This is a genomic window from Streptomyces sp. NPDC003635 (assembly GCF_053587635.1).
This window is the reverse complement of record NZ_JBSFOK010000029.1, coordinates 14,267-27,685: the sequence shown is the minus strand read 5'-3', so window position 1 is coordinate 27,685 and position 13,419 is coordinate 14,267. Positions and strand designations below refer to the sequence as shown.

11 protein-coding genes are annotated in these 13,419 nt (G+C 70.5%); 7 read left to right on the top strand and 4 right to left on the bottom strand.

The window, feature by feature from the left end:
- Positions 1–249: 249 nt before the first annotated feature.
- From ACWDRW_RS25115 to ACWDRW_RS25090, 6 genes are all read left to right on the top strand, one after another.
- On the top strand, positions 250–1,692 hold the full coding sequence (locus ACWDRW_RS25115) for an aldehyde dehydrogenase (RefSeq protein WP_451726289.1): 1,443 nt from the start codon (positions 250–252) through the stop codon (positions 1,690–1,692).
- A 174-nt stretch (positions 1,693–1,866) separates the two neighbouring features.
- Positions 1,867–2,061: a hypothetical protein gene (locus ACWDRW_RS25110; protein WP_451726288.1), complete on the top strand. Its 195-nt coding sequence runs from the start codon at positions 1,867–1,869 to the stop codon at positions 2,059–2,061.
- A gap of 243 nt (positions 2,062–2,304) precedes the next feature.
- Positions 2,305–2,730: an organic hydroperoxide resistance protein gene (locus ACWDRW_RS25105; RefSeq protein ID WP_451726287.1), complete on the top strand. Its 426-nt coding sequence runs from the start codon at positions 2,305–2,307 to the stop codon at positions 2,728–2,730.
- Between the two features lie 231 nt (positions 2,731–2,961).
- Positions 2,962–3,408 carry a VOC family protein gene (locus ACWDRW_RS25100; protein ID WP_451726286.1) on the top strand — a complete coding sequence of 149 codons (447 nt, stop codon included), beginning with the start codon at positions 2,962–2,964 and terminating at the stop codon, positions 3,406–3,408.
- A 112-nt stretch (positions 3,409–3,520) separates the two neighbouring features.
- Positions 3,521–4,960, top strand: a complete 1,440-nt coding sequence (locus ACWDRW_RS25095; RefSeq protein WP_451726285.1) for a dihydrolipoyl dehydrogenase family protein — start codon at positions 3,521–3,523, stop codon at positions 4,958–4,960.
- The gene (locus ACWDRW_RS25090) at positions 4,957–5,559 is read left to right on the top strand and encodes a GPP34 family phosphoprotein (protein WP_451726284.1); all 603 of its coding nucleotides are present in this window, start codon (positions 4,957–4,959) and stop codon (positions 5,557–5,559) included. Before ACWDRW_RS25095 ends, ACWDRW_RS25090 begins: the two co-directional genes overlap by 4 nt.
- 24 nt (positions 5,560–5,583) lie before the next feature.
- Here ACWDRW_RS25090 and ACWDRW_RS25085 read toward each other — a convergent pair whose 3' ends face one another.
- The 3 genes from ACWDRW_RS25085 to ACWDRW_RS25075 form a co-directional block, all read right to left on the bottom strand.
- Entirely contained in the window at positions 5,584–6,135 is a 552-nt protein-coding gene (locus tag ACWDRW_RS25085; RefSeq protein WP_451726283.1) for a hypothetical protein, read from the bottom strand.
- A gap of 212 nt (positions 6,136–6,347) precedes the next feature.
- The gene (locus ACWDRW_RS25080) at positions 6,348–10,439 is read right to left on the bottom strand and encodes a discoidin domain-containing protein (protein WP_451726282.1); all 4,092 of its coding nucleotides are present in this window, start codon (positions 10,437–10,439) and stop codon (positions 6,348–6,350) included.
- Between the two features lie 395 nt (positions 10,440–10,834).
- A complete protein-coding gene (locus tag ACWDRW_RS25075; RefSeq protein WP_451726281.1) occupies positions 10,835–11,524 on the bottom strand; it encodes an alpha/beta fold hydrolase in 690 nt (229 codons plus the stop codon).
- Between the two features lie 303 nt (positions 11,525–11,827).
- On the opposite strand from ACWDRW_RS25075, the gene ACWDRW_RS25070 reads away from it, so the two are divergent.
- Positions 11,828–12,745 (top strand): AraC family transcriptional regulator, encoded by a 918-nt coding sequence (locus ACWDRW_RS25070; RefSeq protein WP_451726280.1) that lies wholly within the window; start codon positions 11,828–11,830, stop codon positions 12,743–12,745.
- A gap of 4 nt (positions 12,746–12,749) precedes the next feature.
- On the opposite strand, the gene ACWDRW_RS25065 is transcribed toward ACWDRW_RS25070, so the two are convergent.
- Complete coding sequence (locus tag ACWDRW_RS25065) at positions 12,750–13,304, bottom strand: CGNR zinc finger domain-containing protein (protein ID WP_451726279.1); 555 nt, start codon at positions 13,302–13,304, stop codon at positions 12,750–12,752.
- Positions 13,305–13,419 lie beyond the last annotated feature (115 nt).

The window sequence follows — 13,419 nt, the reverse complement described above, 5'->3', positions numbered from 1 at the left end:
CCGTAATGCGCTCTGTCGCCCCGGTGGGCCGACGCCCCACACTCTCGCCCGTGACACATGCACACACATCAGTCATGTGACGGTCTGTCGCGGGTGGAGATGGCCGACGTGCGCGAGGTCATTCGACTGAAGGGCGGCTACGGCGGGCCATCCTTCACGCTTACGCGCATCTAACGCAGGCAATTGCTACATTGATGTGACACTTGGATGCAGGGTCCGAGTGAATAGAGCACGGAAGAGAGACAGCGCATGATCACCTACAACCGGCTCTTCATCGGCGGTTCCTGGGTCGAGCCGAGCCGGCCGGACCTGCTCGACATCGCCTCGCCGCACGACCGGTCGGTGGTCGGCCGCGCCGCGCAGGCGCAGCCGGCGGACATCGACCGCGCGGTCGCCGCGGCGCGCGCGTCCTTCGAGGCGGGGGAGTGGCGCCTGACCCCACCCGCGGAGCGGATCGCGCTCCTGCGCCGCTTCAACAGCCTGCGCGAGGAGAACGCGCAGAAGATCGCACACCTGATCTCGTTGGAGAACGGCTCGGCCGGATGGTTCACCCGCGCCGGACAGTCCGGCCTGACCCGGCAGGCGAACGCCTACCTGAAGGCGGCGGAGGAATTCGGTTGGGAGGAGACCCTCGCGCCCTCCGACCCCGCCTCCCCCGTACGCAGCGTGGTGCGCCGTGAGGCCATCGGGGTCGTGGCGGCGGTGATCCCGTGGAACTCGCCTTTCTCCTCGGCCACTTCGAAGATCATCCCGGCCCTGCTGGCGGGTAACTCCGTCGTCCTGAAGGTGTCCCCGGAGAACTCCCTGAGCATGGGCTTCCTGGCTGAACTGCTGGAGCGGACGGGCCTGCCCGAGGGTGTGATCAGTGTGCTGCCCGCGGACCGGGAGACCAGCGAACACCTGGTCTCGCACCGGGAGGTCGACAAGATCGCCTTCACCGGCTCGACCCGGGCCGGGCGCCGCATCGCCGCGATCGCCGGTGAGCAGCTCAAGCGGGTCAGCCTGGAGCTGGGCGGCAAGTCCGCCGCGATCATCCTGCCCGACGCCGACCTCGAAAAGGCCGTCGCGGGCGTGAAGTTCGGCTCCCTCCTCAACAACGGAGAGTCCTGCATCGCCCAGACCAGGATTCTCGCCCCGCGCAGCCGCTACGAGGAGGTCGTGGCCGCCTTGAAGGAACTGGTCGAGTCGCTGCAGGTCGGCGACCCGGCCGACCCCGACACCTTCATCGGCCCGATGATCCGCCCCGACCAGCAGGAGCGGGTGCGCAACTACATCCAGCTCGGCATCGAGGAGGGCGCCCGCCTGGTGGCCGGCGGGCCGCACATCCCCGAGGGCCTGGAGAAGGGCAATTACGTCACCCCCACCGTCTTCGCCGACGTCGACAACTCCATGCGCATCGCGCAGGAGGAGATCTTCGGACCGGTCCTGGTGGTCATCGCCTACGACGACGAGGACGACGCCGTCCGCATCGCCAACGACTCCGAGTACGGCCTGTCCGGCGGCGTCTGGTCCGCCGACGAGGAGCACGCGCTGTCGGTCGCCCGGCGGGTCCGCACTGGCACCGTCACCGTCAACGGCGCCTCCGTCGCCTTCGACGGCCCGTTCGGCGGCTTCAAGGCCAGCGGCATCGGCCGGGAGTACGGTGCGGTCGGCCTCGGCACCTACACCGAGTACAAGACCATCACCGTATGACCCGCGCTCGTCCGGGACATGGCATGGGGAGCTCCCGTTCATGTACGCCCTCAAGGGGAGGAGTTAATCGCCTCGGAGGGGCTAGTCACCGGTTTGACAGGTGATGAAAGCTGGGTCATTCTGATGGCGTCCAAGGCGACAAGTGGCACACGATCCGCGAAGTGGGGAATGGTCATGGACGAGGGACTCACGATCGACGCCGCTGCCGCGGCTCGGCACGCACGGTTCGGCAAGCTCCCCGAGCGGATCCGCTTCGAGGACATGACCGAAGAGGTCGAGGGTGAACCGGGCGGCGGGGCGAACGCCATGTACAGCCCGGAAGGTTCTTGGAAGTACTACTCGTGTCTGGCTCTCGACATGGGGCTGTAGGCCCCCGCGAGACGTTCCGGCACTGACGACGCCGTGGCTTCGGTAGCCCTGAGGGGCTCACCGAAGCCACGGCGTCGTCGCGTTCCCGGTGGCGTCCGCATGGGCGGCCAATTTCTCCGTCACTGGCTTGACGGGTGACTGTCGCACTGCCATGATTTCGTCACTGCCTCAACCGGTGACGAATGGGAAAGTCCTGGTCGGGAGCGTCCCACCACCTTTCAACCCAGATGGGGAGCAGCAGCCATGGCAGTCAGCTACACCGCCGTTGTGGACGTCGACGGAGAGGGCCGGAACGGCGGACACGTCCGCTCCTCCGACGGCCTGCTGGAGACGGGCCTCGCCCTCCCCAAGGAGCTCGGCGGCGCGGGCACGGCCACCAACCCCGAGCAGCTCCTGGCCGCCGGCTGGGCCGCCTGCTTCCTCGGTGCCCTCCGCCGCGCTGCCACGCTCCGCAAGATACGGCTGACCAGCACGACCATCACCGCCGAGATCACGCTCACGCATGGCGACGACGGCGAGTTCTCGCTGTCCGCGGTCCTCAGCCCCGTCCTCGGCGGTGTCGATCAGGCCACGGCCGAGGAACTCGCCCACGCCGCCCACCAGATCTGCCCCTACTCCAAGGCGACGCGCGACAACGTCCCGGTCACCATCAGGGCCGCCGCGGCCTGACATGGAGAGCCCCTCCGGCGGCAACGCCGGGCAGCCGCCCCGCGAAGAAGGACACCGCGAGGACCGGGACTGGCCCACCGACACACAGGTGTGGCTGTGGGTCCAGAGCGTGACGCTCTCGGGATACGGCCCGGCGGCCTTGACCCCTCTCAGGTGACGTGTCCCCTGGAAGACGGACTCGGCGACTCACACGTATGCCTGTTTCGAACCATTGAAAGCGAGAACACAGCCATGGACATGAAGCTCGAAGTCGTCATTCTCCCCGTCTCCGACGTGGACCGTGCCGTGGGCTTCTACGTGGGGCGGCTCGGCTGGCGCCTCGACGCAGACTTCCCGATCAACGACGGTTACCGGATCGTGCAGGTGACCCCGCCCGGCTCCGAGTGCTCCATCATCTTCGGAACCGGGCTCACCCAGCAGGAAGCGGGCACGCTGCACGGCCTCCAGCTGACCGTCACCGACATCGTCCAGGCGCAGAAGGAACTGACCGCGCGTGGCGTGGAGGTAGCCGGGCCCTTCCGCGACGAGACCGGCGCCTTCCATCACGCGGGCGACGCGCACCGCGTCGCCGGCCCGCACCCCGAGCGGGCCAGCTACGGCACCTTCGCCGCCTTCAAGGACGTGGACGGCAACGAGTGGTTCCTGCAGGAGGTCACGGAGCGCGCTCCCGGCCGCTGAGACCCGGTCCCGGCGCGGCCACCCCCTGCCGCGCCGGGACCGACCCACCTCCGGCCGACCCACCTCCGACCGACACCGTCCCACCGACACCCACCCGCCTACCGGAGGAAACGTGACGACCGAGACCGAAGCCACCTACGACGTCATCGTGATCGGTGCGGGACCGGTCGGCGAGAACGTCGCGGACCGCACCACCGCCGCGGGCCTGAGCACCGTCGTCGTGGAGAGTGAGCTCGTCGGCGGCGAATGCTCGTACTGGGCCTGTGAACCCAGCAAGGCACTGCTGCGCCCCGTCCTGACACGCGCCGACGCGCTGCACGTTCCAGGTCTCGGCCCGGCCCTCGAGAGCCCTCTGGACGCCGAGGCGGTCCTCGCGCATCGCGACCGCATGTCCGCCGGCTGGACGGACGACGGTCAGGTCGAGTGGCTGAAGTCGGCCGGCATCGACCTGCTGCGCGGACACGGCCGCCTGGTGGCAGAGCGCGAGGTGTCCGTGGAGACACCCGACGGTCGTACGGTGCGGTTGCGGGCCCGGCACGCCGTCGCCGTGTGCACCGGCAGCCGTGCCGCGCTGCCCGACGTGCCGGGGATCGAGACCGTGCGTCCCTGGACCAGCCGCGAGGCGACCAGCGCCCGGCGGCCACCGGGCCGCCTCGTGATCGTCGGCGCCGGGGTGGTGGGCGTCGAGATGGCCACCGCCTGGCAGGGCCTGGGCTCCCGGGTGACGCTGCTCGCCCGGGACGGCGTGCTGCTGCCGCGGATGGAGCCCTTCGCGGGTGAACTGGTCGCCGAGCGCCTGCGGGAAGCCGGGGTGGACATACGGTTCGACACGTGGGTCGTCGCTGCCGAGCGGCTTGCTGACGGCGAACTGCGCATCACCCTGGCGGACGGCGGTGAACTCCCCGCCGACGAACTGCTCTTCGCCACCGGCCGCGCCCCGCGCTCGGAGGACATCGGGCTCGACACGGTGGGGCTGACACCGGGCGACTGGCTCACCACCGACGACACTCTGACCGTCACCGGCATACCCGGGAACTGGCTGTACGCCGTCGGCGATGTCAACCGCCGGGCGCTCTACACCCACCAGGGCAAGTACCAGGCCCGCATCGCCGGTTCCGTGATCGGTGCGCGGGCCCGGGGCGAGGCTCTCGACACCGGACGCTGGGCACCGCACAGCGCGGCCGCCGACAGCGTGGCCGTCCCCGGGGTGGTCTTCACCGACCCCGAGATCGCGACCGTGGGGCTGACTACCGCCGGCGCGGAGCGCGAGGGTCGGGCGGTGGAGGTCGTCGACTACGACATCGGTCAGCTCGCCGGCGCCCATCAGTACCGTTCCGACTACAAGGGCCGGGCACGTTTGGTCATCGACCGGAACCGCCGGACCGTGGTCGGTGCCACCTTCGCCGGGCCGGGGGTCGCCGAACTCCTGCACTCGGCCACGGTCGCCATCACCGGCGAAGTGCCCGTCGAGCGTCTGTGGCACGCCGTGCCCGCGTTTCCTACCATCAGTGAGGTATGGCTGCGCCTGCTGGAGACGAGGAGGGACCGATGACCACCGCACGTGACCTCGCGCTCGTCGCCCTGAGCCTGCCGCCCGACCGGACCGTGGAGCGGGGCGACCTCTCCCTGGCGCTGGCCGGTGCCGAGGCGATCGACCTGCTGGCGGCCGGGGCGCTGGCCCTGGACGGCGACCGCATGGTGCCCGGTCCCGAACCGGTGACAGGCGACCGTCTGCTGGATCAGGCCGTCACCGCGCTCGTCGGGCGGGAGCCCTACGAGACGGTCGAGGACTGGTTGTGGCGTCGCGGCAGCGGACTCGCCGGGGTCTATGCGAAGGAATTGGAAGGGGCTGGGCTCCTCGAACCCTCAAGGGCGCGCGGCCTTCGGCCGCGGTCCTCGCGCAGTGTGCCGACCGACGCACCGGAGCGCCGCCGCGCGGCGGAGCGCCAGGCATCGGGCGAGCCCGTTCTCGCCGCTCTGACGTCGGTCCTGAGTATGGAGGACACATCGTCGGACCACCACGAAAGCCCCGACGGGGACGCGGTCACCAAGGTGGTGGGAGCCGTCGGGGACGCGGTGACGGAGCTGCGGGCCGTACGGCTGCGCAGGGACGTCGAGGACGCCGCCTTCGACAACATCTGGCGAGGTTAGGCGGTGCTCCGGTGGAGGCGGGCGTCAGGCGGCCGCGCCCGGCTCCACCAGGGTGTACATGACTGAGCGATCCTGCTTGTGGCGCTCGATGCGCCCCTTGGCGACCAGGGATTCGAGGGTGTTCCGCACGACCTGCGGGGTCGGGTTGCGGTCGGGGTGTTTCTGCAGCAGTTCGTCCCGCAACTCCTTGGCCGCACGCGGCTCTTCGTAATGGGAGAGCAGGTCCGCCAGGACGTCACCGAGCAGGGGCTGGGGTGACTTCTTGGCAGCGGACTTCTTCGCCGTGGCTTTGGAGGTTTTCGCCGACGCCGAACGCTTGGAACCGCCTGCGGACGGCGTCCGCCTGGGCTTCGCCACGACGGGCTCGTCCTGCGCCTGCTCGGGCAGACGCGAAGCGTCCGAGAAACCCTCGTACCGCTCGGCGAGGTCCAGGATGCCCGCCAGGAGCCCTTCCTCGTGCTTCAACCTGGTGAGCTTCTCCGTCAACTCCTGCTGCTGCCGACGGTTCTGCTCCAGGTCCGACGCGGCCTGCTCCAGGTAACGCGACCGGAGCGTGGCGGCTGATTGGCTGGTCACACTGTTCCTCCCTCGACACGGGTGACGCTGCGCATGGTACCCACACGGTGGACCTCTCGCAGATAAGTGTCAACTCTGGCAGGTGCTCCGGGCAAGTTGCTCTTCCCGACCGGTGAAGAATGTGTGTGGCTGTCCGGCGTATGTGCGGGCCTTGAGGTCGGCCTCCTCCACAGGGAAGGAGGCCGACCTCGGTTACATGTGGCCCGGCAGGTTCACCCCCGCGCTGTGACCGGGGGAGTGTTGTAGCCCTCCGCTCTCAGCACAGGGCGGCCCGAGGCGAGGGCGTGGGCCGGCCAGGAGAGCGTGATCGTGCGTGTCTCACCGGGCAGCAGCCACAGGTAGTTGTCGTCGTAGAGCGTCGGCAGGACCCGGTCGCCCTTCTGGTCGAGCAGGGAGAGCCGGGTCATCGCCGCCACGACGGAACCGCGGTTGCGCACCGTGGCGGTCGCCTCGCGCCAGTCCCCGTCGCGCGACACCTGCGTGAGGGAGGCCGACAGGCGGACCTGTCGGAGTTGGTTCAGGGCCCGCAGGGCTCCCGGAGTGCGGGACCGCCAGTAGGTGTTGCGGGAGAGCACCCGGCCACGTTCGTCACGAAGGGTCAGCCGCAGCAGATGCAGGTCCGGCAGGTCGTCCGTGAACTCCGCGGTGAACGCCTTGGCCGAGGCCGCCGGTGCCACGTCGACACGGGCGTGCCGGGTGGCCGCGACACCGCGGCCGGTGAGGTCGTACGTCTCGGCCGTGATCCTCGCGTCCTGCAGCGCCCGGCGCGTGTGATTGACCGCGATGATCTGCCAGTTCACCGGATCCGCCTGGATGTGCAGTGGCTCGCAGGCGCTTCGGCAGCCGAAGTAGGCGCCGTTGACGTCGAAGTCGTAGTCGTAGGTCTGCCAGACGGTGCTGTGCCAGGCCGGGTGGGACATCCAGAGCATCAGTCCGCTGGCGTTGTCCCACAGGTGCGCGTTCCAGGCCTCGAACATGGCGCGGAAGTTCTCGTAGTTGACGAACTGGGCCTTGCGGGTGAAGTCGTCCAGGTCGCGGGCGGTGCCGAGGCGGGTCTCGATGGCGGCCTTGTAGGTGTGCGGTGCCTGGTTGCCGCGCTCGCTCCAGTCGTGGTGGTACCAGGCACCACCGATCGGCCACGCGGGTCCGTCCTCGCCGACCATTGCGCGGGTACTGGCGGCGGTGGAGACGACGGGCATGCCGATCTCGGTGTGGAAGCCGAAGTCCTTGCTGCCGTAGGTCGACGGGTCGAAGTACCGTTCCGGCTCGACCCAGCCGTAGGGACCGCCGCCGGTGACGATGCCGCCGGCCGAGTTGTTCTGGTACAGGATGCCCGGCGCCTGGCCCTCCACAGCCTCGCGCATGCCCTGGTCGATCGCGGCGGGCGGGTTGCCCTCGTTGGCGCCGCACCACACCGCCACGCTGGGGTGGATGCGGTAGCGCAGCACGGTGTCGCGCGCGGCGGACAGGAACGCCTCGTGGTCGGGCGGGTCCATGCTCCAGGCGTTGGGGAAGTCGTTCCACACCAGGATGCCGTGCCGGTCGCAAGCGGCGTAGAACTCCTCGCGGTTGCTGCTGCCGACCCAGTTGCGGATCATCGTGAAGTTCATGGCGCGGTGCATCCGCACAGCCGCCTCCATCCGCTCGGCGGGCATCCGGCGCAGCAGTTCGTCCCAGCCCCAGTTGCCGCCGCGCACCAGCACCCGCACGCCGTTGACGCTGATCTTCAATGGGTCCGGGGTGTTGGAGACGGTGGTGACGTCGGTCCAGTTCTCACCGTCGTCGGACACCTGGATCGTGTACGTCTTCGGGTACGCCTGCTCCCACAGGACGGCGACGCGGTCGAACGTCCGCGTCTCGCCGAGGTCCACCTGGATCCACTGGTGGTCCTCGTAGGCGGAGGACCAACGGGTGCCGGGGCTGCCGTCGGTGGCGTGCGCGGCCGGGTGGTCGTCCTCCTCGGTGGAGGCCGTCACATGCCGGCGAAGGGCGAGATCGGTGCCGGGCCTGGCGCTGTCCACGACGGCCAGCGACCACAGGGAGTTGCCCCAACTGGTGTGGCGGACCCCGCAGGACAGACGGACGTACCGGGCGGTCCGGGCCTCGAAGTCGGTCACCCGCAGCGCGGCGTCGGCGGTGTTGAAGGGCAGGGGGACGGCCGTGTTGTCCACGGAGGCCGCGTCGGTCCACTGCTCGCCGTCCTCGGAGACCTGCACGACGAAGGTCAGCGCGTAGGCCTGTTCCCAGGTCAGGTCGACCCGGTCGAAGCTCTGCACGGAGCCGAGGTCGACGCGGATCCACTGGTCGTCGGCGTGGGCGGAGGACCAGCGGGTGCGGGGGTCGCCGTCGGTCGCGTTGGCCGGGCCGTGGCCGTCCTCGTCGGTGCTGGAGGCCTCGGCCGGGGCGTGCAGGGCGAGGTCGTTGCCGGGACGGGCGCTGTCGTACACGGCCAGCGTCCACAGGGAACTGCCCCAGCCGGTGGCCCGGGTCAGACAGCGGACGCGGACGTGGCGTGCGCGCTGGGCGCCGAGCTGGACGGTCTGCGTGCAGGCGTCGGAGGACGGGGTGAACTTCAGCGGGGTGTCGTACGCGTAGCCGAACTGCCGTATGCCGAAACGGGTGGTGCGCCGGTCGCTCTCCGCGCCACCGGTGCGGGCGACGAGCGTGAGGTCGTGCAGCGCGGGCTCGCCCAGGCCGTTGGGCCACCACAGCTCGGGGTCGTCGACCCGCAGGGCGTCGAACGCGCCCGGCGTGAAGATGACATCGATGTCAGAGCGGGCCGGGACGGTGACCGTACGGGAGACGCGGACGTCGCCGAACGAGGCGGTGACGGTGGCCTCGTGGGCGGCGGAGTCGGCGTTGCGCACGGGGACCGTCACGGTCAGCTCGGCCACCGACAGGTCCGGCAGCGCGGGCAGCACGGTGTCCACACGCGGGTCGCCGATCACGATGTGGCCGGTCGATCTCAGGCGTACGTGGTTCCAGATGCCGGCCGCCCGGTCGCGTACGGCGGGCATCCAGTCCCAGCCCGAAGAGGCCAGATAGGTCGGCGAGTTGAGATTCATCGTGGTGGCGCCCGCGTCCACCCACGCCTCGCCCTGCGGTCCCTTGTCGCCGGGACTGCCGGGCACCGGCATGGGGGAGACGCGCACGGCGAGGGCGTTGTCGCCCCGCTCCGCCAGCAGACCGGTCACGTCGTGGGCGCTGCGGGCGAAGGGGGAGGTAACCTCGCCCACCGCGCGGCCGTTGAGGAAGATCTCCGCCTTGTGGTTGATCCCGTCGAACTCCAGCCAGACGTGTCGCCCCGCGCCCGTGCGCAGGCCGCGCGGCAGGTCGAACTGCCGTCGATACCACCAGGAGTGCCGGGACAGGGCCTCGGGAACGCGCAGGTTGTTCAGGCCCGCGACCGGGTCGGGCAGCCTGCCCTGTTCGACGAGCGAACCCAGCACGGTGCCGGGTACGGTCGCCGGCAGCCAGCGGCTGGTGTCCACGCCGGTCCTCGACAGGGCGGCGCCGTCGCCGTCCGCCCAGTCGTCGAGGGTGAGGGTCCAGCCTGACTCGAGCGGCACCGTGCCGTCGTCCGTCACGGCGAGCGCGGGCGGGTGCTCGCGGTGGGTGCCCCAATCGGTCCAGCCGGTGGCCTCGGGGCGGCGTCCCGGGGCGGTGCCGTACACCTCGAAGCCGTTGAGGCCCAGCGGGTTGGGGCTGGAGCGCCTGCGGGCCGTCATCCGTACCCAGCGTGCGGTGACGGGTGCGGCCAGCGGGATGTCGACGACGCCGCCGGTGCCCGCGGTGGTGCGGTACGCGCTGGTCCAGGAGTCGCGGTCACGCGACGTCTCCACGACGAACTCGGTCGCGTAACTGGAGAGGATCTCCTTGCCGGTGGTGCCCTGGCGGGGGTTGCCGCTGGTGGGCGGCGTGAACACGGGGTCGCTCGCGTCGGCTTCGAAGGTCAGCCGGATGCGGTCGACGCGGCAGTCGGCCTCCAGGTCGACCTCGACCCATTGCGGATCGCCCGCCTCAGCGCGCCAACCGGTTCCCCGCACTCCGCGCGTGGGGATCGTGTCCACGATGAACTCGGGTTGGGTGGGCGCGTAGGCCTGCGAGGAGACCCGGACCGGTCGGTGGACGGCGAGTTCAGCCAGTGCGGACGTGCCGGTCGAGGCCGCGCTCGCGGTGCGGTCCGCGGCGTCGGCCGCTGGTGAGAACACCGTGCCGAGGCCGAAGCCGGCCAGCAGGGTCGAACCGGTCGCGACGACGGCGCGTCGGGAGGGGTGGTGCGAGGGACACGGCTGATCGGCCATGGGTGAGTCGTCCAATCCCAGGGGTGCTCGGGAGCCGCGCGGCGGCTGTTGCGGGTGCGGCTCCCGTGATCTGACAACGTTGCCATAGGCTGTTGCGTCGGATCCTCCCCTGTCAAGGCCCTTGCCGGTGGCGGATGGTCAAGCGGGCGGGCGTCCGACGGAAAGGGCTCGCGGCTCGACAATCTCGGCTGCTTCGCGCAACATGGCGGACGCTCACATGTACGGGTTCTCGCGTAGGCACACGTGTGATGCGTCCCGAACCGAGCTGTTCGCCATCCTCATGAGTCCGTGAGGATGCTGGGTGGCCGCGGACTCGCCGAGGACGTCTTTCGCGGTCCACCCCCGTTCCCGCGCCGACGGCCCGAGTCCCCCTCAGGGCCGTCGGCGCGCCCTCGTCACTGCTCCGCGTCCTTCGTGATCAGCCGGGCCAGTTCCACCGGCAGCGACAGGAAGGGGGAATGACCGGCCGCGATCCGGTACGACCGCTCCGAGCGTGCCGCCAGCTGCTCCTGCAATCCGGGATCCACCGCGCGGTCCTGCTCGCAGACGATGTAGGTGGACGGCACCGACTTCCAGGCCGCGGTGGTCAAGGGTTCGCTGAAGGACTTGACGGTCTGCGGCACCAGACGGTCGACCGCCCGCCGTGCCACGTCGTCCCGGACGTCCGCGTACAGGTGGTTCCTCGCGTCCTCGTGGGCGGGCAGGGTGCCGGTCTCGCCGCTGGGCAGGGCACCGCCGCTCAGGCCGGACAGGGAATCGCCCTCGTCCAGTTGGAAGGCGGAGAGGTAGACCAGTCGGGACACGTGGGGAGCGGCCCCGGCCTCGGTCACGGGCAGCCCGCCGTAGGAGTGCGCGAGGACCGTCACCGGGCCGTCGAGCCCGGCCAGCTTGGCGCGCACGACGCGGGCGTCGTCGTACATCCCGGCTGTGTTGCGGGGGTCGGCCGACGCGCTCGGAAGGTCGACGGTCTCCACCCGCCAGCCGAGCGAGGTGAGTTCGGGAGCCAGCAGCTCCCAGCACCAGGAGCCGTGCCAGGCACCGTGGACGAGCAGGATGACGGGGACGTTGAGCAGCGCGCTGCTCATGTGGAGACGACTTTCTCGAAGGGAACCGGCGGCGCATGCGGGCGCACGCCTCTGGTTCGGGGCAGTGGAGCTCCGGGACGAGGAGGCGGGAAGGAGCACACGTGTCTGCACGCCATCGTGCGGGAAGAGACATGTCTCGCTTTTCCCGCTCATCAGAGTAGAGAGCGTGACCCCCTGGGCACCATGTTCGGACGTCCGGGAGACTTGCGCGCTCGTCCACGCCAGTAGGCTCGTTGCGCCGGTCCCGCCCGACGTGGGCGGCGGACCGGGACACGCGTCCGCGGCCAAGGGGAGGAAGACGGCGTGGATCCGCTGGAGGACGTCCTCGCGTTGCTCGACACGCGCGGTCATCTCTCGGCCGGCCTGGTGGCGGGCGGCCGGTGGGCGGTCGCGTTCCCGCCGCCTCCCGGTGTGAAGTTCAACGCCGTCCGGCGCGGGAGCTGCCTGCTGGAGGTCGAGGGGGTGCCGAAGCCGGTCGAGCTGTCGGCGGGCGACTGCTTCTTGCTGACCCAGGGACGTGCTTTCACGCTCCGCAGCGAGCCGGAGGTTCCGGCCGTACCGGCGCGGTCGCTCTTCGCCAAGGCCGACGCGGGTGTGGCCCGGGCGGGCGAGGGGGAGGACGTGCACCTACTGGGTGGGCGTTTCTCCTTCGGTCTACGGGCGCGGGAACTGCTCCTCGACGGACTCCCACCGGTCCTCCACCTGCCGGCCGGCACGGGCCGGGCCGAGACGGTCGGGTGGGTGCTGGACGCGATCGACGAGGAGCTGCGGCAGCGGCGGATGGGCGCCGACCTGATCGCGGGGCACCTCGCGATCGTCATGCTCGTCCGCGTGCTGCGGTTCCACCTGGCCGGCGGGGAGCATGCCGGTCCCGGCTGGCTCGCGGGTCTGGCCGACCCGGCGGTCGCCGCGGCGCTGGCCTGCGTGCACCGGGACCCGGCTCGCCCGTGGACGGTCGCCGAACTGGCGCACGCGGGTTCGGTGTCCCGCACCGCGCTCGCCGAGCGGTTCAAGAAGGCGGTCGGGCAAAGTCCGTACGAGTACCTCACGGCCTGGCGGATCGAGCTGGCGGCCAAGCGGCTCCGCCAGGGCGGGGAGACCCTCACGGCCATCGCGCACTCGGTCGGCTACGGCTCGGACAGCGCGTTGAGTACCGCCTTCAAACGTGTGATGGGGACCTCACCGCGGGACTACCGGGAGCGCGGCGCCCTGGACCCCTGACACCTCAGGCGGTCGTGGCCGCCTTCTTGCGGGCCCGGTACGCGGCGGCCTTGATCTTGTTGCCGCAGGACTCCATGCCGCACCACTCGCGCCGCATGCCCCGGGAGCGGTCGATGTAGACGCGTGTGCACTCGGGGTTGCTGCACTCCTTCATCAGGGGGACGTCCGGTCCGCTGAGGAGTTCGACGGCCTGCCGGGCGACGGTCGCGAGCGCCTGTTCAGGCGTGGCCTCGGTGCGCCGTCCGGCCTTGGTGAGCTGGGGCGTCACCGGGGTCTTGCGCGCGGCGGTGTTGACGGTGTCGAGCGCCGTCGCGTCGAACTCCTCGCCGAGCCGGCGGTCGGTGACGAGCCGGTAGATGGCCTCGCGCAGCGTCGTGGCCGCACGCACGTCGATCTCGTCGCCGGGGGTGATGGTGTCCACGAGACCGGACTCCAGGTACCAGGCATTCAGCCGCTCCGGGGTCACGAACATCTCGAACCGGGTCGAGCGCCTGGCTCGGAGGGTGGCCGCGAAGTCGAGCGCCGGGTGTCCGCACACGAATACATGGTCAAGATTCACATCACCATCTTGACAGGTGACTCGGGCGGGGTGCAAGAAGTCCTGGGACCCGACAGGACGCCCCACCTGGTGGCAGGACGTCCTCTCGCGCTGTCGGTGCAGGTCAGGAGCGGCC

What these genes read in the sequence shown, in the direction of transcription:
- ACWDRW_RS25115 (WP_451726289.1), top strand. Translation starts at nt 250, where the DNA reads ATGATCACCTACAACCGGCTCTTCATCGGCGGTTCCTGGGTCGAGCCG.
- ACWDRW_RS25110 (WP_451726288.1), top strand. Translation starts at nt 1,867, where the DNA reads ATGGACGAGGGACTCACGATCGACGCCGCTGCCGCGGCTCGGCACGCA.
- ACWDRW_RS25105 (WP_451726287.1), top strand. Translation starts at nt 2,305, where the DNA reads ATGGCAGTCAGCTACACCGCCGTTGTGGACGTCGACGGAGAGGGCCGG.
- ACWDRW_RS25100 (WP_451726286.1), top strand. Translation starts at nt 2,962, where the DNA reads ATGGACATGAAGCTCGAAGTCGTCATTCTCCCCGTCTCCGACGTGGAC.
- ACWDRW_RS25090 (WP_451726284.1), top strand. Translation starts at nt 4,957, where the DNA reads ATGACCACCGCACGTGACCTCGCGCTCGTCGCCCTGAGCCTGCCGCCC.
- ACWDRW_RS25080 (WP_451726282.1), bottom strand. Translation starts at nt 10,439, where the DNA reads ATGGCCGATCAGCCGTGTCCCTCGCACCACCCCTCCCGACGCGCCGTC.
- ACWDRW_RS25075 (WP_451726281.1), bottom strand. Translation starts at nt 11,524, where the DNA reads ATGAGCAGCGCGCTGCTCAACGTCCCCGTCATCCTGCTCGTCCACGGT.